This is a genomic window from Burkholderia diffusa, assembly GCF_001718315.1.
GTDB lineage: Bacteria > Pseudomonadota > Gammaproteobacteria > Burkholderiales > Burkholderiaceae > Burkholderia > Burkholderia diffusa_B.
The window spans coordinates 2,993,242-3,012,480 of record NZ_CP013362.1; the positions used below are offsets into that span (position 1 = coordinate 2,993,242).

Here is a 19,239-nt window from a genome sequence, read left to right on the forward strand (position 1 = left end):
GCTCCGGGGCCATTTCGCACCGTTCCACTGAGCAATCGGACGAACAGTTATACTTGTCCGCTACATCCCCGCTACCGCCACGCGCTTCCCGACCGCACCAGACTCTCTATGCGAATGAAATTGAAGAACATCGGCCTGATTGCCGCGGGCCTCGCCACGGGCGTATTCGCCACGCTGCAGGTTTCGGCGTCGGCCGAGCAGACCGCCACGGCGCCGCTTCCCCTCGACCAGCTCCGCCTGTTCGCGGAAGTGTTCGGCCAGATCAAGCGCGAGTACGTCGAGCCGGTCGACGACAAGAAGCTGCTGACGGCGGCGATCAAGGGCATGGTGTCGAGCCTCGACCCGCATTCGTCGTTCCTCGACAAGACCGACTATGACGAACTGCAGGAGCAGACCAAGGGTCGCTTCGCGGGTCTCGGCATCGAGATCTCGCAGGAAGATGGCCTCGTCAAGGTGATCTCCCCGATCGAAGATACCCCCGCGTTCCGCGCCGGCATCCGTCCGGGCGACCTGATCACCCGCATCAACGACAAGCCGGTGCGCGGCATGACGCTCGACAAGGCCGTCAAGCAGATGCGCGGCGAGCCGGGCACCAAGGTCACGCTGACGATCTTCCGCAAGAGCGACGACCGCACGTTCCCGGTCACGGTCACGCGCGCGATCATCCGCGTGCAGAGCGTGAAGATGAAGCTGCTCGACCCGGGCTACGCCTATATCCGGATCACGAGCTTCCAGGAGCGCACGACGCCCGATCTCGCCGCGAAGCTGCAGGACATCGCACGCCAGCAGCCGAATCTGAAGGGCCTGATCCTCGATCTGCGCAACAACGGCGGCGGCCTGCTGCAGAGCGCGGTCGGCGTTGCCGGCGCGTTCCTGCCGCCGGACTCCGTCGTCGTGTCGACCAACGGCCAGATCCCGGATTCGAAGCAGGTCTACCGCGACACCTACGACAACTACCGCCTGCCGTCCTTCGACGGCGATCCGCTGAAGAGCCTGCCGCCGGTCTTCAAGACCGTGCCGATGGTCGTGCTGACGAACGCGTATTCGGCGTCCGCGTCGGAAATCGTCGCCGGCGCGCTGCAGGATTCGAAGCGCGCGCAGATCATGGGCAAGACGACGTTCGGCAAGGGCTCCGTGCAGACGGTCCGTCCGATGACGGCCGACACCGCGCTGCGCCTGACGACGGCCTACTACTACACGCCGAGCGGCCGTTCGATCCAGAACAAGGGCATCACGCCCGACGTGCCGGTCGATCAGTACGCGGACGGCGATCCGGACGACGTGCTCGTGACGCGCGAGGTCGACTACACGAACCACCTCGCGAACACGCAGGATCCGAACGAGAAGAAGGAACAGGAAGAACGCGAACAGCGCCGGATGGACCAGCTGCGCGTCCTCGAGGAGCAGAACGACAAGAAGACGCCGGAGCAGCGCCAGAAGGACCGCGATCGCAAGCCGATCGAGTTCGGCAGCACCGACGACTTCATGATGCAGCAGGCGCTCAACAAGCTCGAAGGCAAGCCGGTGCAGGAATCGAAGTCGCTGCTCGCCGAGAGCACGGCGAAGAGCCCTGCAGCCAAGGCCGCTTCCACCACGAAGGCGTCGGGCGCGAAGGCGGCCGCACCGAAGCCCGCGTCGGCACCGCAGTAAGCGCCGGCCGGTATCCGACGGGCCATCGCGGGAAGACCGCGATGGCCCGTTTTTCATGTGCGTCTAGAATGAATCGATACGCTGGCGCTTGCGCCCCGCTCACGACTTCCCCATGAACGACGATCAACTCCTCCGCTACTCCCGCCACATCCTCGTCGACGAAATCGGCATCGAGGCGCAGCAGCGCTTTCTCGACGCGCATGCGATCGTCGTCGGCGCCGGCGGTCTCGGGTCGCCGGCCGCGATGTATCTCGCGGCGTCCGGGGTCGGCACGATCACGCTCGTCGACGCCGACACGGTCGACCTCACGAATCTGCAGCGGCAGATCCTGCACGTGAGCGCATCGGTCGGGCGCAGCAAGGTCGAATCGGGGCGCGACACGCTCGCGCAGCTGAACCCGGAAGTGACCGTGCACGCGGTCGGGGCGCGCGTCGACGATGCGTGGCTGGACGAACACGTGCCGCAGGCAACCGTCGTGCTCGACTGCACCGACAACTTCGCGACGCGCCATGCGATCAATCGCGCGTGCGTCGCGCACGGCGTGCCGCTCGTGTCGGGCGCCGCGCTGCGCTTCGACGGCCAGATCAGCACGTTCGACTTCCGCGACCCGGCCGCGCCCTGCTATGCGTGCGTGTTTCCGGAAGACCAGCCGTTCGAGGAAGTCGCGTGCGCGACGATGGGCGTGTTCGCGCCGACGGTCGGTATCATCGGCGCGATGCAGGCCGCCGAAGCGCTGCGCGTGATCGGCGCGATCGGCACGACGCTCAACGGCCGTCTGATGATGCTCGATTCGCTGCGGATGGAATGGACGACGATGAAGATCGCGCGCCAGGCCGACTGCCCCGTGTGCCAGGGCCGGCACTGACGCGCGCGGGATGCATGCGCCGGGCGGCGCATGCGTGACGTTTCACAACCTTCGCGACGATTCCGCCGCGCGCCCCCTGCCGCCAGGGCCTAGGCAGCCGCGTCCGCGCGCGGTTCGGCGACTGACAGGCGCTTGAGCGCCGCCTGCACTTCCTCCGGCTCGAATGCGGCCAGCACGTCGGCCGTGGGCTTCTCGAGCGCCTTCAGGTGTGCACGCAGGATCTCTTGCTTCACGACCAGCAGCTGGCTCGGATGCATCGAGAACTCGGTGAGGCCCATCCCGAGCAACAGGCGCGTAAGCGTCGGATCGCCCGCCATCTCCCCGCACACCGACACCGACACCCCTGCCCGCTTCGCTTCACGCAGCGTATAGGCGATCAGGTGTAGCACCGCCGGATGCAGCGGGTCGTACAGGTGCGCGACCGCATTGTCCGCGCGGTCGATCGCCAGCGTGTACTGGATCAGGTCGTTCGTGCCGATCGACAGGAAATCGAAGCGCTTCAGGAACAGCGGCAATGCGATCGCCGCGGCCGGAATCTCGATCATCGCGCCGATGCGCACGTTCGGATCGTACGCGAGCCCCGCGTCGTCGAGCTGGCGCTTCGCCTCGCGGATCAGGTCGAGCGTCTGGTCGATCTCCTGCGCGTGCGCAAGCATCGGGATCAGGATCTTCACCTGCCCGAACGCGGACGCGCGCAGGATCGCGCGCAGCTGCGTGAGGAACATCTGCGGCTCGGACAGGCTCCAGCGGATCGCACGCAGGCCGAGCGCCGGGTTCGGCGCCGTCTCGTAACCTTCGTCGAGCGCCTCGAGCGGCTTGTCCGCGCCGACGTCGATCGTTCGGATCGTCACCGGCATGCCCTTCATCCACTCGACCGCGCGCTTGTACGCGGCGAACTGCTCCTCCTCCTCGGGCATCTCCTTCTGATGCATGAACAGGAACTCGGAGCGGAACAGCCCGACGCCGACCGCGCCGGCCTCGACCGCCGCCTTCGCATCGTCGGGAAGCTCGATGTTCGCGTACAGCTCGATCTTCGTGCCGCACAGGGTTTGCGTCGGCGAGAACTTCAGGCGCTGCAGCTTGCGTTGCTCGAGCAGCTTTTCGGACTGCCGGTACGAATATTCCTCGAGGACGATCGGCGCGGGATCGACGATCACGATCCCCTGGTCGCCGTCGACGATGATCAGGTCGTCCTGCCGGATCAGCGAGCTCGCATGCTGGACGCCGACCGCCGCCGGAATGCCGAGGCTGCGCGCGACGATCGCCGTGTGCGACGTGCGGCCGCCGAGATCGGTAACGAACGCCTGGAACGACTGCGACTTGAACTGCATCATGTCGGCCGGCGCGATGTCGTGCGCGACGACGATCATCTCGTTCTGGCCGTGCGCGGCCGCGCGATCGAGCGCCTGCGATGCCGACGGCGCACCGGCGAGCGCTTTCAGCACGCGCTCGACCACCTGCTCGATGTCGGCCTTGCGCTCACGCAGGTATTCGTCCTCGATGTCGTCGAAGTGGCGCGTGAGCAACTCGAGCTGCTCGGTCAGCGCCCATTCGACGTTGTAGCGTCGCGTGCGGATCAGGTCGATGGTTTCCTGCACGAGCATCGCGTCGCTCAGGATCATCGCGTGGACGTCGATGAACGCGCCCACTTCGGTCGGGGTGTCGTCGGTCAGGTCGGCGCGCAGCGCCTCGAGTTCGTGATGCACGACCTCGCGCGCCGTGCGGAAGCGCTCGACTTCGGCGTCGATCTGGTTCGCCTCGACCAGGTAATGGGCGACGTCGAGCGCCGCCGGCGCGATCAGATACGCTCGCCCGATCGCGATACCACGTGAGACGGGAATGCCATGCAGCGTGAAGGACACGCGCACCTCCTCTGTACATGTAAAGCCGCGGCACACTGCTGCGATGCGCTTATGACCCCGGTTAGCGATTATAAATTCCGTACCTCCATGCTGACTGCGTGCAGCGCAACATTGTGATTTCCGCATCAATGCGGCGGACGAAAAAAATGCCGCGACGAACGCGGCATTCTGCTTCGAAACGACAACGATCCCGCGCGGGGATCACTGACCTTCGCCGAACTTGTCCGCGATCAGCTTGAGCAGCGCATCCATCGCCTCGCGTTCGTCGGGACCTTCGGTCTCGATCGTCACGGTGCTGCCGATGCCCGCGGCGAGCATCATCACGCCCATGATGCTCTTCGCGTTGATCTTGCGTCCGTTGCGTGTCATCCAGACTTCCGACTGGAAGTTGCCGGCCAGTTGCGTAAGCTTGGCCGATGCGCGCGCATGGAGCCCCAATTTGTTGACGATGGTGGTTTCTTGTTGAAGCATGATTCTCGGTCGGATCGGTCGAGGCCGCCGGCGACGGGCGGCGGCGGGTCAGTCTAAAACGGAAAACGGGGGCGGTCAGTGCGATTCGGTGCGCGGTTGCGGCTCGGGCGGAATCGGCGCGCACTGGCCGCAGCCGGTTTCCGACGGCGGCGGCGGCGTGCCGGCCGACACCTCGTGGACGCCCTTCGCGCCGCCGGACAGCGCCTTGTCGACGAGCTTGTCGAGCGGCACGGTACGGTAGCAGACGGCCCGCACCAGCATCGGCAGGTTCACGCCCGCCAGCACGCGCACGTTGTCGAGCTTCGCGAGCTGGCCTGCGATGTTCGCGGGCGTCGCGCCGTACATGTCGGTCAGCACGACGACGCCGTTCTCTTCCCTGAGCCGCGCGAGCTCCGCATGTGCGAACGCCATCACCTGGGCGGGATCGCTGTCCGCCAGCACGTCGATGCAGCCGATGCGCGCGGGCACGCCGCCGTAGATATGCGCGATGCAGTCCCGCAGCGCGGTGGCGAGCGGGGCGTGCGCGATGATCAGAATCCCGGCCATGTCAGACTGCCCCCGGCCGCCCCTGGCGGGCCGACGCCCCGCAGCGGGGCAACGAGCGTAGCGAGTGAGGGAATCGTTTCATGTTCAGCCTTGCAACGGTTTCGGCCCGACCGCCGGGCCTTCGGCCCGCTGGTCGCGGCACCGGGCGAGCGGGCATTGTAGCAGGCCGGTCGAACCGCTCCGGCGACGGGGGACCTGCGCGGCCGCCGCCGGGCTTGCGCGGGAAGCGGGCTATGCAGCCGCCCGCTCCAGCGCGTCGATGAACATCGCGGCGACGTCGAAACCCGTCTGCTCCATGATTTCGCGGAAGCACGTCGGGCTCGTCACGTTCACCTCGGTCAGCCAGTCGCCGATCGCGTCGAGCCCGACCAGCAGCAGCCCGCGCGCGGCGAGCACCGGCCCCAGCGTCTCGGCGATTTCGCGGTCGCGCGGCGTCAGCGGCTGCGCGACGCCGAGCCCGCCCGCGGCGAGATTGCCGCGCACTTCGCTGCCCTGCGGAATCCGCGCGAGCGAATACGGCACCGGCTCGCCCGCGATCAGCAGAATGCGTTTGTCGCCGGCCGTGATCTCGGGAATGAACTTCTGGATCATCAGCGAGCGCGTGCCGTCGTGGCCGAGCATCTCGATGATCGCGCCGAGATTCATCCCGTCGGCCTTCACGCGGAACACACCCATCCCGCCCATGCCGTCGAGCGGCTTCACGATCACGTCGCCATGCTCGGCGTGAAACGCACGCAGGCGCGCGGCGTCGCGCGTGACGAGCGTCGGCGCGACGAACTGCGGAAACTCGCCGATCGCGAGCTTCTCCGAGTGATCGCGGATCGACTGGGGCTTGTTGAACACGCGTGCGCCCGCACGTTCGGCAAGCTCGAGCATCCAGGTGGCCGTCACGTACTCCATGTCGAACGGCGGATCCTTGCGCATCAGCACCGCGCCGAACGACGTCAGCTGACGCGATTCGTGCGCGGCCGCCTCGAACCACGGATGACGATGCAGATCGGCCGTGTCGCCGACGATCGTCACGCGCTGCACGTCCGCCTCGACGCCCGAGCCCGTCCACGCGAGCTGATGCGGCTGGCATGCATACACCGCATGCCCGCGCCGCGCGGCTTCCGCCATCATCGCGTAGGTCGAATCCTTGTAGATCTTGAAGCGCTCGAGCGGGTCGGCGATAAAGAGAATGTCCATGCGGGTCCTGTACGTAGCGAAGCCGTTACACCTGGATGGCTTCGGGATCGGTCTTTTCCAGTTCGATCGACGACGCGATCAGCGACAGGCGCGCGACGACGCCGTACATGTAGAAACGGTTCGGCGGCGCGGCGCCCGGCTTGGCTCCTGCATCCGGCAGCGCGGTGTGCTCGAAGCCGAGCGGCACGTAGTGCATGCCGGGCGCGTTCAGGTTCTGGTCGCGCTCGCGGCCGCCGTGCGTGCGGTAGAAACCGCCGACCACGTAGCGGTCGATCATGTACACGACCGGCTCCGCGACTTCGTCGCCGACGCGCTCGAACGTATAGACGCCTTCCTGCACGATCACGTCGCGCACCGCAAGGCCGGCCTTCGACTCGGCCATCTGCGCGCGCTCGGCCTTCGACATGCGGCCGATCTCGGCCGCGTCGTGCACGGTCATCACGCCGCGCCCTGCCGTGCCCGCGTCGGCCTTCACGACGACGTACGGCTTTTCGCTGATCCCGTATTCGCGATACTTGCGTGCGATTTTCTTCAGCACGCCGTCGATCGCGTCGGCGAGCGCCTGCTCGCCTTCATGGCCCTGCCAGTCGACGCCTTCGACGTGCGCGAAATACGGATTCACCATCCACGGATCGACGCCGACCATCTTCGCGAACTTCTTCGCGACGTCGTCGTAGCACGAAAAATGCGTCGACTTGCGACGCACGGCCCAGCCCGCGTGCAGCGGCGGCAGCAGGTACTGCTCGTGCAGGTTTTCCAGCACGGCGGGAATGCCGGCCGACAGGTCGTTGTTCAGCAGGATCGAGCACGGATCGAAATTCTTCAGGCCGAGCCGGCGCTGCGAACGCTCGAGCGGCTCGAGCACGATCTTCTGGCCGTCGGCCAGCGTGATCGGCGTCATGTCGGTGATGCTCGGGTCGAGCGAGCCGAAGCGTACGTTCAGGCCGGCCTGACGCATGATCGTCGCGAGCCGCGCGACGTTTTCGAGGTAGAACGCGTTGCGGGTCGGCAGCTCGGGAATCACGAGCAGGTTCTTCGCGTCCGGGCAGATCTTCTCGATCGCGGCCATCGCGGCCTGGACGGCGAGCGGCAGCACTTCGGACGGCAGATTGTTGAACGCGCCGGGGAACAGGTTCGCGTCGACGGGCGCCAGCTTGAAACCGGCGTTGCGCAGGTCCACCGAACAATAGAACGGCGGGGTGTGTTCCTGCCATTCGAGCCTGAACCAGCGTTCGATCGCCGGCGTCGCGTCGAGGATCTTCTGCTCGAGCTCAAGCAGCGGACCGTTCAACGCGGTAACGAGGTGGGGAACCATGAATCACTCGCGAGCGGGAGAATGAAGATTGTAGAGCAATTGCCTTGCCCATTTGGGGATTGTTCCCGGCTTCACAAGGATTTGGAGGAAGTTTTCGGCTATTGACCCGATAGCGTGAAGGGTTATGCGCTACGGCAGCACGCGACAGGAGAAAAAAAGCCCGCCGGGTGGGCGGGCCGAAGTCGCTGCGCTCATTCGGGGCGGGCGCCGTCTGAGCGGCGACCCGCCGTCATCCGTACGACTTATTCGACGTGCTCGCCGTGCAGCACCACGTCGAGGCCTTCGCGCTCTTCCTCTTCGGTCACGCGCAGGCCGATCGTCAGGTCGATCAGCTTCAGCAGCACGAAGCTCAGCACGCCGCTGTACACCAGCGTGATCAGCACGCCCTTCGCCTGCAGCAGCAGGCTGCCGTCGGCGCCGCCGATGTCCTTGACCGCGAACACGCCCGTCAGCAGCGCGCCGAGAATCCCGCCCACGCCGTGCACGCCGAACGCATCGAGCGAATCGTCGTAGCCGAGCTTCGACTTGAGCCACGTCGCCGACCAGAAGCACACGACGCCTGCCGCGATGCCGATCACGAGCGCGCCCGTCACGCCGACGAAGCCGGCGGCCGGGGTGATCGCGACGAGGCCCGCGACCGCGCCCGACACGATGCCGAGCACCGACGGCTTGCCGTGCGAGATCCATTCGGCAAACATCCAGCCGAGCGCCGCGCACGCCGTCGCGACTTGCGTCGTCAGCATCGCGAAGCCGGCACGGCCGTCGGCCGCGACCGCGGAACCCGCGTTGAAGCCGAACCAGCCGACCCACAGCATCGAGCCGCCGATCATCGTCAGCACGAGGTTGTGCGGCGCCATCGATTCACGGCCGAAGCCGACGCGCTTGCCGAGCATCAGGCACGACACGAGGCCCGCGATACCGGCGTTGATGTGCACCACCGTGCCGCCCGCGAAGTCGAGCACGCCGTCCGACGACAGCCAGCCGGTCGGCTCCCACACCATATGCGCGATCGGCACATAGACGATCAGCGACCAGAGCGTCATGAACACGAGCATCGCCGAGAACTTCATCCGGTCGGCGAACGCGCCGCAAATCAGCGCCGGCGTGATGATCGCGAAGGTCATCTGGTAGACGAAGTAGACGGACTCCGGAATCGTCGTCGCCAGGTGGCTGACGGTCAGCGTGGTCGCCTTGTCGCCCTTCACGTAGGTCATCCCGTGCAGGAACGCGCGCGACAGCCCGCCGATGAAGCCGTTGCCCGGCGTGAACGCGAGGCTGTAGCCGACCACCGTCCACAGCACCGTGATCACCGCGGTGATCGCGAAGCTCTGCATCACGGTCGCGAGCACGTTCTTCTTGCGGACCATGCCCGCGTAGAACAGCGCGAGGCCGGGAATCGTCATGAACAGCACGAGCGCGGTGGACGTCAGCATCCACGCGGTGTCGCCGGCGCTGATCTTCGACGAATCGACGGAGAACGGCTCGGTCGGCGCGGCGGGTGCGGCCGGCGCGGACGCCGCGGCGGCGGCCGCTGCGTCGGAGGCGGCGCCCGAAGCGGGTGCGGCGGCGGCGGGCGCCGATGCGTCCGTGGCGGCCGGCGCCGAAGCGGCCGGTGCGGCGGCGGCCGACGCATCGGACGCGGTTGCGGCGGGCGCGGACGCAGCGGCGGCGGAAGCCGCGTCGTCGGCGAGCGCGGGGCCGACACCGGCCGCGATCAGCGAGCCGGCCATCAGCAGGGACATCAGAAGTTTGCGCATCTCGGGTTTCCTCTTGTCGCTTGTCTTTGTCTGTTACAGCGCGTCTGCGCCGGTCTCCCCGGTCCGGATCCGGATCACTTGCTCGATCGGCGTGACGAAGATCTTCCCGTCGCCGATCTTGCCGGTGCGGGCGGCCCGCTCGATCGCCTCGACCGCCTGATCGACGAGATCGTCGGACACGGCTGCCTCGATCTTCATCTTGGGCAGGAAATCGACCACGTATTCGGCGCCCCGGTACAGCTCGGTATGCCCCTTCTGGCGCCCGAAGCCCTTCACCTCCGTGACCGTGATGCCCGAGACGCCGAGCGCTGAGAGCGCTTCGCGCGTCTCATCGAGCTTGAACGGCTTGATGATTGCGGTAATGAGTTTCATGAAGTCCTCTCGCTGGGTGGTCCCGTCGAATTGGTTGGAATGGTGTGACGCTCTCCTCTCAGCAACTCGCATGCCATGTGCGTGCGAACACCGCCTCGAACGGCTCCCGAACAGGGTCGCATCGAATGCTGAAAGGTGCGAAAGCCCGGCCGAATGGCCAACATGGCCCGGTTTGCTGGCGCGCCGAAAGGATCGTTGCTAGAGTGCACGCACGTCCCGGCTTGCCGGGCCATTCACCCATGCGGGCGCCATGCCCGGAAATCGCGCCGCGGGCGCACCATTTCCGGTCATGCGTGCATCATGGGCACGTATGCAACGGAAGATGCACATTTTTTGTGCAAGGAAGGGAAATCTCATGAAGCAACCCAGCGATGTTTTCAACGACCTGCAGTCGCGCGTCAGCGACCTGCTGAAAAACTCGCCGGCCAAGGACGTCGAGCGCAACGTGAAGGCCATGTTGTCGCAAGGCTTCTCGAAGCTCGATCTCGTCACGCGCGAGGAGTTCGACACGCAGGCACAGGTGCTCGCCCGCACTCGCGTGCGTCTCGAGGAACTCGAGAAGCGCGTCGCGGAACTCGAGCAGAAGCTCGCAGCGTCCCAGGCCTGACGCCCTACCCGGCCAACTGGTCCGGGCGCGGGCCGCCTCGTGCGGCCCGCGCCCGCCACCCGGAAATCAGCCAGTCAGCAAGCCGTTCCGTCGCGCTTCGCTGTTCCTCGCTCTCGGCAGTTCGTCGTTCCCCGCAGTTCGTCGTTCCTCGTTCTTTCCCGCGCCACGCCGGCAGCGCGCACCGATTCCTCCGATTCCCGCGGCATGCGGCCCCGAACGGCCGTTGCCCGCACGATTCACCTACAGGAGCCTCGCCATGTCGCTCGCCGTGGTGCGCAGTCGCGCGCCGGCGGCCGGCCGCGCGCCGGACGTCACCGTCGAAGTTCATCTTGCCAACGGGTGCCGTCGTTCTCGATCGTCGGCCTGCCCGATCTCGAAGTCCGCGAAAGCCGCGAGCGCGTGCGCGCCGCACTGCAGAACTGCGGATTCGACTTCCCCGTCAGGCGCATCACCGTCAATCTCGCACCGGCCGACCTTCCAAAGGAATCGGGCCGCTTCGACCTGCCGATCGCGCTCGGCATTCTCGCCGCGAACGGCCAGCTCCCGGCCGATACGCTGAACGGCCGCGAATTCGCGGGCGAGCTGTCGCTGACCGGCGCGCTGCGGCCAATGCGCGGCGCGTTCGCGATGGCGTGCGGCGCGGCGCGCGACTGGCGCGCGGGCCATGCCGGAGCGCACTTCGATCCCGATCTCGGCTCCATTCCGGGTTCCGGCGGCCATTCCGGCGTCGATTGCGTCGCGATATCCGGCGTGACAGCCGTGTCGCGACCGCCCGAGCTGTACCTGCCACTCGACAGCGCGGCCGAGGCAGCGCTGGTGCCGGGCGTCACCGTGTTCGGCGCGCCCGACCTCCCTGCGCTATGCGCGCACCTGTCCGGCGCGCCGGACGCCCGGCTCGCGCCAGTCGCGGCGCCTTGCCTCGACGGCCTGCCGGCGCCGGCCGCGCCCGATCTCGCGGACGTCGTCGGCCAGCGCGGCGCGCGGCGCGCGCTCGAAGTCGCGGCCGCAGGCGGCCACCACATGCTGATGATCGGGCCGCCCGGCGCCGGCAAGTCGATGCTCGCCGCGCGGCTGCCCGGCCTCCTGCCGCCGCTGACCGACGACGAAGCGCTGACGTCGGCCGCGCTCCTTTCCGCGAGCCGCATCGGCTTCTCGCCCTCGCAGTGGCGGCGGCGCCCGTTCCGCTCGCCGCACCATTCGTCGAGCGCCGCCGCGCTGGTCGGCGGCCGCAACCCGCCTCAGCCGGGCGAAATCACGCTCGCGCACCTCGGTGTGCTGTTTCTCGACGAGTTGCCGGAATTCGACCGGCACGTGCTGGAAATGCTGCGCGAACCGCTGGAAGCGGGCCGCATCACGATCTCGCGCGCGGCGCAGCAGGCCGACTTCCCCGCTGCGTGCCAGCTGATCGCTGCGATGAATCCGTGTCCGTGCGGCTGGCACGGCGATCCGTCCGGGCGCTGCCGCTGCACGCCGGATGCCGCCACGCGCTACCTGCGCAAGCTGTCGGGCCCGTTGCTCGACCGGATCGACATCCAGATCGACCTGCCCGCGCTGTCGCCGGCCGAACTCGCGTCACGCGCGACGGCACCGGGCGAGCCGAGCGCAGCCGTCGCCGCACGGGTCGCCCACGCGCGTGCGTTGCAACTCGATCGGCAGGGCAAGACCAATCACATGCTGAGCGGCCGCGAGACCGACGACCTGTGCCGGCCGACCGACGATGGCGAGCGGCTGCTGCGCGAGGCCGGCGAGCGCTTCGGCTGGTCGGCGCGCGCGTATTTCCGTGTGCTGAAGGTCGCACGCACCATCGCCGACCTGGCCGGCGACCCGTTGCCGACCGCAGCGCAAATCGCCGAAGCGATCCGCTACCGGCGTGCGCTCACGGCGCTGTGAACGCCTTTGGAGGACAAAATACGGCTGTCAAGACTTGACTTATGCACAATTTCACGAACCCTGGACCCGGTTATCCTGCGCGGGCACCCTCTTGTCGCGAAATTCATATCCCTTTGTTTTTATTGACTTTTCCAAAAGGGAGCGTGGGCTGCCAAATACGCGGGAAGGCCGTCCGGCGCGGCTTTGCGGGAGATTCGGCCAACTTTTCAACAAAGTTATCCACATGCGCTGTGGATAGCCGAAAAATCCCCGCAAAATCCGGCGATTAGCGTCGAAAGCTGCGAATGAACTTTCAATTGCCACGGGGAGTCTGAGCGCCCTCGCCGGCCGCTGTCAGTCAAGTTTGAACGAGCCGAAAAACTGATCGAGCTGCTCCTGCGCGAGCGGCCGGTCGGCGATCGCGACGGCCTGGTATGCGTGCCGGCCCCGCGCCACGAGCCGCGCGACGATCGTCTTGTGCGAATGGTCGCCGCCGCTGGCAGCGCCCGCGATTCGCAGTTCGAGCCCGTTCACCGCGCCGCCGGCCGCGAGCGGCACCGGCACCGAGGCCGTCTGCGGCACACCTTCGAGATTGCGCGACAACCCGGACCGCAGAAACTCGAGCGCGGCGCCGCGCGTCTCGTCGCGGTCGTCGGGCAGCGTCAGCGTGCCGACCGCGAACACCGCTCCGTCGACGTGCGCAGCCTGCATCCGCATCGGCATCGACGCGCCGCCGACTGCCACCGGCTGGTCCTCGACGGTAGGCTTCGCCGGCAGGTCGATCGTGTAGCCGGCGTCGTTGTGCAGCGTACGCCAGTCATATGATGGCGAGCACGCGGCCAGCGCAGCGCTCACGCACGCGAGCGCCGCGACATGTCGCAGCGGACGAAAAAGGGGGCGCAACGAATCGGTGACTTCCTTCGGCATGACGGTGATGGGGACAGGCAAAACGCCCATTATCCGCCGAAGCCGACATCCGGTATGCGTGGCGGCCGCCGGTGCGTGCGCCGCATTCGCGCTAAAATGAGCGCCGAATTTCGACGTCCTTTGCATCGATCCGCGTCATCGACCGACTCCGAGAGCACCGCAGATGAACACCACGCCTCCCGCCCAGCGCCGCACCGGCCCCGCCCGCTATATCGCCGCGGCCGTCGTCGTCGCGGCCATCGCCGTTGCCGGCTTCTTCGCGTTCAACGGCAAGTCCACCGTGCCGGACGCCACGTTCACGCTGCTGTCGGGCCAGAAGGTATCGACGGCCGGCGACCTGAAGGGCAAGGTCTACCTCGTGAATTTCTGGGCGACCAGCTGCGCGACCTGCATGCAGGAAATGCCGCAGATGGTCGATACCTACAATCGCTTCAAGGGCCAGGGACTGGAATTCGTCGCGGTCGCGATGAACTACGATCCGCCGATGTACGTCGCGAACTATGCGCAGACGCGCCAGCTGCCGTTCAAGGTCGCACTCGACGACGGCAGCGTCGCGAAGCAGTTCGGCAACGTGCAGCTCACGCCGACGACCTTCGTCGTCGACAAGGACGGCAAGATCCTGAAGCGCTACGTCGGCGCCCCGCAATTCGCGGAACTCGACGCGCTCCTCAAGAAGGCGCTCGACGGCAACGCGGCCTGAGCGCCAAACGGCAAGACTCGCGGGGTCGCTCACAGCACCCCGCTCCGCTCCACGGACCGCCCGACCGGCAAGCCCGGTTCCGCGGTCCGTCTGTTTTTCAGCGCTCGGTTTCGCCTTTCGCCGACAGCCCGTAGCGCTTCATCTTCTCGTACAGCGTCGCCTTGCCGACATGCAGCCGGTCGGCCGTCGCGGCGACCGCGCCACCCGTCTGGTTCAGCGCCTCGGCGATCACCGCGCGCTCGAACTGCTCGATGCGCTCCTTCAGCGTCTGGTCGCTCTCGGCATCGTCGCCGCCCGCACCGGCTTCCTGCGGCATGTCGGCGACGCCGAGCACGAACCGGTCGGCCGCATTGCGCAACTCGCGCACGTTGCCGGGCCAGTCGCGCTGCATCAGGCTCGCGCGCTGCCGGTCGGTCAGCACGGGGGCCGGCCGCCCGTAGCGCACGGCCGCGTCGAGCATGAAGTGCTCGAACAGCGGCACGATGTCCTCGCGGCGCTCGGCGAGCGGCGGCAGCGCGATCGTCACGACGTTGAGCCGGTACAGCAGGTCGCGCCGGAACGTGCCGGCCGCAACGAGCTCGCTCATGTCGCCTTTCGCGGCCGCGACGACCCGGCAGTTCACGCGGATCGGCTGGTTCGAGCCGAGCCGCTCGAGCACGCCGTCCTGCAGCACGCGCAAGAGCTTCACCTGCAGCGCGAGCGGCATGCTTTCGATTTCGTCGAGGAACAGCGTGCCGCCGGATGCGTATTCGAGCTTGCCGACGCGACGCTTCGCGGCGCCGGTGAATGCGCCGGGCTCGTAGCCGAACATCTCCGACTCGAACATCGGCTCCGGCAGCGCGCCGCAGTTCACCGCGATGAACGGCTTGTCGCGACGCGGCGACAGCTCGTGCAGGCTGCGCGCGATCAGCTCCTTGCCGGCGCCCGTGTCGCCGTTGATCAGCACCGAGGCGTCGGTGGGCGCGACGTTCGCGATCAGCTTGCGCACCTGTTCGATCGCCGGGCTGCGGCCGATGATGCGCGGCGCGACGATGTTCTGCCCGGCCAGCTCACGACGCAGCGCGTGGTTCTCGAGCACGAGCTCGCGCCGCTCGAGCGCGCGCCGCACGGTCTCGATCAGCCGCTCGGCCGCGAACGGCTTTTCGATGAAGTCGTAAGCGCCGTCGCGCATCGCCTGCACGGCCATCGAGATGTCGCCGTGGCCCGTGACGAGGATCACCGGCACGTCGGGCACGCGCTCGCGGCACTGCGCGAGCAGGTCGAGCCCGCTCGCACCGGGCAGCCGGATGTCGCTGACGATCGCGCCGGCAGTTTCCGCGACGATCGCCTTGTCGGCCGCCTCGGCCGATTCGAACCCGACGACGTCGAACCCCGCGAGCTGGAGGCTCTGCACGCTCGCCCGGCGAACGAGCGCATCGTCTTCGATATAGATCACTTGCAGCCGGTTGGCCATCTTGGTCACTTGCTCCTGACAGGCCGCGCGGCGCTGGTGCGCGCGGCTCTCGTTGATGCCGGTCGTGCGGCGAACGGACCCTAGTGCGAGCCCGCCGGCTCGGACACCGAGTCCGGATGATGCGTGCGCGCGCGCCGCAGCGTCAAGACGAACAGCGCGCCGCCGGACGGTGCATTGCGCGCGGTCAGCGCGCCGCCCGCGTCGCTCGCGATCGACGACGAGATCGCGAGGCCCAGCCCGAGCCCGCGCCCCATTTCCTTGGTCGTGAAGAACGGTTCGAACAGACGCGGCAGCAAGTCGGGCGCGATGCCCGGGCCGTTGTCGCGCACCTCGACCGCGAGCGTCGCGACCGACACCGCGATCGTCACTTCGATCGCCGGCGACGCGACGCCCGCGACCGCGTCGAGCGCGTTGCCGAGCAGGTTGATCAGCACCTGTTCGAGGCGCAGATCCTCGCAGCGGGCGACGAGCTCCGGATAGTCGCATGCGAGATCGAGCGGTGCGTCCCGCGCGGGCGACACGGTCGCATCCTGCAGCGTCAGCGTGAGCGCGACACCGCTCAGCCGGTCGCCGAGCAGCGACAGCACGCTGCGCAGCGCGCGCACGACAAGCGCCTGTTCGTTGCGCGGCTTCGCGCGGCCGACGAACAGCTTCAGCTGGTTGGTGATCTTGCCCATCCGCTCGGTCAGCGCCGCGATCGCTTCGAGGTTCTCGCGTGCGGCCGCCTGCTCGCCGCGGTCGAGCAGCACGCGCGTGTTGTCCGAGAAGCTGCGCAGCGCCGCGAGCGGCTGGTTCAGTTCATGCGTGATGCCGGCCGCCATCTGGCCCAGCGCGGCGAGCTTGCTCGCCTGGATCAGCTCGTCGTGCGCGGCGCGCAATTCCTGTTCCGCGCGGATCCGGTCGCCGACTTCCTTCTGCAATTGCTCGTTCGCCTCCGACAGGTCGGCCGTGCGCTCCTCGACGCGCCGGTTCAGCTCCGCATACGCCTGCTGCAACAGCGCGCGGCCGCGAATCATCTCGCGCACGCGTGCACGGCGCATGCGCCAGTAGAACGCGAGCAACGCGACCGACACGAAGCCGAAGCCGGTGACGATCGTCGCGTTGCGCGCGTCGGCGTCGATGGGCGCGATCGGCGCGAGCGTCACCAGCAGCCAGTCGGGTTCGCCGATCCGCCGCTTGCTGGCGAGGAAGCGCGGCGCGCGCAGGCCGGGGCCGAGCCGCACGATCTCCGCGTCGGCGTCGAGCACCTGCTCGACGCGCAGCGGCAGCGGCGTGACGGGTTGCTGCGCGTACTGGCGCGTCTCGTAGATCGACGCGGCGACGGGCCCCGTCAACGGATGCAGCGTGTGGTATTTCCACGCGGGCACGGACGACAGGAACACGACGCCGTGATCGTCCGCGACGACGAGCGGCTCGGACGCGTCGGCGCCCTGGAACCATTCGAGATTGAGCTTCACGACGACGACGCCCGCGATCCTGCCGTCGCGCCACACCGGCTGCGAGATGTAGTAGCCGGGATCGCGCGAGATCGTGCCGATCCCGAAGAAGCGGCCGACCCGGCCGCCCATCGCATCGATGAAATACGGGCGAAACTGGTATCCGGTCCCGACGAAGCTGTCGGGCGCGCGCCAGTTGCTGGCGGCGACGCACAGGCCGTCCGCGCCGATCACGTAGGTGACGGTCGCGTGCGCGTGTTCGTTGAGGTCTTCGAGATAGCGGTTCGCGCGCGCGGTGAAATCGGCGCGCTTCGGCTCGGCGAGCAGGTCCTGCACGTACGGGTGGCTGCCGAGCAGATAAGGCAGCGACTCGTAGCGGTCGAGCGTGCTCTTGAGCGCATTGGTGGTGCGGTCGACGCGCACCGCGGCGTTGCGCTGCAGCTCCGCGACGCCGCGCCGCCACGTGATGGTCCACGTCAGCGCGCACGCCGCCGCGAGCGCGGCGGCAAGCACGACGAGGATGAGCAGGCGGCGCTTCACGGACGTGACTTCCTGGCGATGCGGATCGCCTATTGTGTCATAGGGCTCCGCACCGCTGCCGCGTTCGCCCGGGCCGCCGCGCGGCGCGCCGCCCGCGAGCGGCGCCGCCGCCTGCTCCTTCATGACGTCAGACGCCGGCCGTCTCGGTCGTCGTGACCTCGCCGCCGCCCTTCAGCGCCTGGCGCAGCTTGTTGCGGTCGAGCTCCTTCTCCCAGGCCGACACGACGACGGTCGCGACGCCGTTGCCGACGATGTTGGTCAGCGCGCGGCATTCGCTCATGAAGCGATCGATGCCGAGGATCAGCACCATGCCCGACAGCGGGATCGTCGGCACGACGGCGAGCGTCGCGGCGAGCGTGATGAAGCCCGCGCCCGTGACGCCGCTCGCGCCCTTCGACGTCAGCATCGCGACCGCGAGCAGCGTGAGCTGTTGCATCCACGTCAGTTCGATGTTGGTCGCCTGCGCGATGAACAGCACGGCCATCGTCATGTAGATGTTGGTGCCGTCGAGGTTGAACGAGTAGCCGGTCGGCACGACGAGGCCCACCACCGAGCGCGAGCAGCCGGCCTTCTCGAGCTTTTCCATCAGCTGCGGCAGCGCGGCTTCCGACGAGCTCGTGCCGAGCACGATCAGCAGCTCTTCCTTGATGTACGACACGAAGCGGATGATCGAGAAGCCCGTCGCGCGCGCGATCGCGCCGAGCACGACCAGCACGAACACGACCGAGGTCAGGTAGAACGTGCCGATCAGCTTGAGCAGCGGCACCAGCGAGCCGACGCCGTACTTGCCGATCGTGAACGCCATCGCGCCGAACGCGCCGATCGGCGCCAGCTTCGTGACGATGTGCACGATGCCGAACAGCACGCGCGTGAGGCCGTCGATGAAGTCGGTGACGACCTTGCCGCGTTCGCCGAGGTGCGCGAGCACGCTGCCGAACAGCAGCGCGATCAGCAGGATCTGCAGGATTTCGCCCTGCGCGAACGCATCGACCATCGTGTTCGGGATGATGTGCATCAGGAAATCGACCGTCGACTGCCCGTGCGCCTTCGCCGCGTACGATGCGACGGCCTTGCCGTCGAGCGTCGCCGGATCGATGTTGAAGCCGACGCCCGGACGCAGGATGTGCGTGGCCGCGAGGCCGAGCAGCAGCGCGAAGGTCGACACGATCTCGAAGTACAGCAGCGCCTTGCCGCCGACGCGGCCGACCTTCTTCATGTCCTCCATGCCGGCGATGCCGGTGACGACCGTGCAGAAGATGATCGGTCCGATCACCATCTTGATCAGCTTGATGAAGCCGTCGCCGAGCGGTTTCATGTCGGTGGCGAGCGCCGGATAGTAGTGGCCGAGGATCACGCCGACGATGATGGCGAAGATCACCTGCACATAGAGCACTTTGTAGAAGGGTTTCTTCTTCACGATGGTTCCTGCTGAAGTAGATGAGCCGGTGGAAACGGCGTCACGCGCGCGGACGAATGCCCAGGGGAAAAGTCACTCGCCCGCGCGGCTGCCGTGCCGCAACAAGCGATGCCTCAGGACGTCCGGAGGGGATGGAAGGCAGTGGTCATCGATTGTCTCCTTGGTTTAATAGTCGGGCCGGGGGATGGCCGTGCTTTTCATATTGCAAGGTCGATGCCAGGTTTCCGGAATCCCTCAAGCCGTTGTTTTCATTGTATTTCTCAT

Annotated in this window: 16 protein-coding genes; 5 read left to right on the forward strand and 11 right to left on the reverse strand. The window is 67.3% G+C overall.

Translation table 11 applies throughout. From position 1 onward, the window contains the following. Nucleotides 1-108 precede the first annotated feature (108 nt). Both WI26_RS13805 and WI26_RS13810 read left to right on the forward strand, forming a co-directional pair. The gene (locus WI26_RS13805) at nt 109-1,650 is read left to right on the forward strand and encodes a S41 family peptidase (protein ID WP_059464438.1); all 1,542 of its coding nucleotides are present in this window, start codon (nt 109-111) and stop codon (nt 1,648-1,650) included. A 112-nt stretch (nt 1,651-1,762) separates the two neighbouring features. Continuing rightward, on the forward strand, nt 1,763-2,515 hold the full coding sequence (locus WI26_RS13810; protein ID WP_069226197.1) for a HesA/MoeB/ThiF family protein: 753 nt from the start codon (nt 1,763-1,765) through the stop codon (nt 2,513-2,515). 89 nt (nt 2,516-2,604) lie between these two features. On the opposite strand, the gene ptsP is transcribed toward WI26_RS13810, so the two are convergent. The 7 genes from ptsP to WI26_RS13845 form a co-directional block, all read right to left on the reverse strand. After that, nucleotides 2,605-4,377, reverse strand: coding sequence for a phosphoenolpyruvate--protein phosphotransferase (ptsP, locus tag WI26_RS13815; RefSeq protein ID WP_059464502.1), 1,773 nt, complete (start codon nt 4,375-4,377; stop codon nt 2,605-2,607). A gap of 201 nt (nt 4,378-4,578) precedes the next feature. Next, complete coding sequence (locus WI26_RS13820; protein WP_006477716.1) at nt 4,579-4,848, reverse strand: HPr family phosphocarrier protein; 270 nt, start codon at nt 4,846-4,848, stop codon at nt 4,579-4,581. A 75-nt stretch (nt 4,849-4,923) separates the two neighbouring features. After that, the gene (locus tag WI26_RS13825; protein ID WP_059451516.1) at nt 4,924-5,394 is read right to left on the reverse strand and encodes a PTS sugar transporter subunit IIA; all 471 of its coding nucleotides are present in this window, start codon (nt 5,392-5,394) and stop codon (nt 4,924-4,926) included. A 231-nt stretch (nt 5,395-5,625) separates the two neighbouring features. Then, the gene (gene gshB, locus WI26_RS13830) at nt 5,626-6,582 is read right to left on the reverse strand and encodes a glutathione synthase (protein ID WP_059464435.1); all 957 of its coding nucleotides are present in this window, start codon (nt 6,580-6,582) and stop codon (nt 5,626-5,628) included. A 25-nt stretch (nt 6,583-6,607) separates the two neighbouring features. Then, the gene (gene gshA, locus WI26_RS13835; protein ID WP_059451518.1) at nt 6,608-7,897 is read right to left on the reverse strand and encodes a glutamate--cysteine ligase; all 1,290 of its coding nucleotides are present in this window, start codon (nt 7,895-7,897) and stop codon (nt 6,608-6,610) included. Nucleotides 7,898-8,139: 242 nt separating this feature from the next. Further along, nucleotides 8,140-9,654: an ammonium transporter gene (locus tag WI26_RS13840; protein WP_069226198.1), complete on the reverse strand. Its 1,515-nt coding sequence runs from the start codon at nt 9,652-9,654 to the stop codon at nt 8,140-8,142. Between the two features lie 33 nt (nt 9,655-9,687). Next, complete coding sequence (locus WI26_RS13845) at nt 9,688-10,026, reverse strand: P-II family nitrogen regulator (protein WP_006398175.1); 339 nt, start codon at nt 10,024-10,026, stop codon at nt 9,688-9,690. 355 nt (nt 10,027-10,381) lie between these two features. On the opposite strand from WI26_RS13845, the gene WI26_RS13850 reads away from it, so the two are divergent. Both WI26_RS13850 and WI26_RS13855 read left to right on the forward strand, forming a co-directional pair. Beyond that, the gene (locus WI26_RS13850) at nt 10,382-10,633 is read left to right on the forward strand and encodes an accessory factor UbiK family protein (protein ID WP_006398174.1); all 252 of its coding nucleotides are present in this window, start codon (nt 10,382-10,384) and stop codon (nt 10,631-10,633) included. Nucleotides 10,634-10,972: 339 nt separating this feature from the next. Continuing rightward, nucleotides 10,973-12,523, forward strand: a complete 1,551-nt coding sequence (locus tag WI26_RS13855; protein ID WP_420480778.1) for a YifB family Mg chelatase-like AAA ATPase — start codon at nt 10,973-10,975, stop codon at nt 12,521-12,523. A gap of 333 nt (nt 12,524-12,856) precedes the next feature. Here WI26_RS13855 and WI26_RS13860 read toward each other — a convergent pair whose 3' ends face one another. Further along, a complete protein-coding gene (locus WI26_RS13860; RefSeq protein WP_059511907.1) occupies nt 12,857-13,429 on the reverse strand; it encodes a hypothetical protein in 573 nt (190 codons plus the stop codon). A gap of 163 nt (nt 13,430-13,592) precedes the next feature. On the opposite strand from WI26_RS13860, the gene WI26_RS13865 reads away from it, so the two are divergent. After that, nucleotides 13,593-14,129: a peroxiredoxin family protein gene (locus WI26_RS13865; protein ID WP_059465915.1), complete on the forward strand. Its 537-nt coding sequence runs from the start codon at nt 13,593-13,595 to the stop codon at nt 14,127-14,129. A 97-nt stretch (nt 14,130-14,226) separates the two neighbouring features. On the opposite strand, the gene WI26_RS13870 is transcribed toward WI26_RS13865, so the two are convergent. The 3 genes from WI26_RS13870 to WI26_RS13880 form a co-directional block, all read right to left on the reverse strand. After that, nucleotides 14,227-15,582: a sigma-54-dependent transcriptional regulator gene (locus WI26_RS13870; protein ID WP_059465914.1), complete on the reverse strand. Its 1,356-nt coding sequence runs from the start codon at nt 15,580-15,582 to the stop codon at nt 14,227-14,229. An 80-nt stretch (nt 15,583-15,662) separates the two neighbouring features. Continuing rightward, nucleotides 15,663-17,681 carry a sensor histidine kinase gene (locus tag WI26_RS13875; protein ID WP_059541233.1) on the reverse strand — a complete coding sequence of 673 codons (2,019 nt, stop codon included), beginning with the start codon at nt 17,679-17,681 and terminating at the stop codon, nt 15,663-15,665. Between the two features lie 4 nt (nt 17,682-17,685). Next, nucleotides 17,686-18,975: a dicarboxylate/amino acid:cation symporter gene (locus tag WI26_RS13880; protein WP_059465912.1), complete on the reverse strand. Its 1,290-nt coding sequence runs from the start codon at nt 18,973-18,975 to the stop codon at nt 17,686-17,688. Nucleotides 18,976-19,239: the final 264 nt, after the last annotated feature.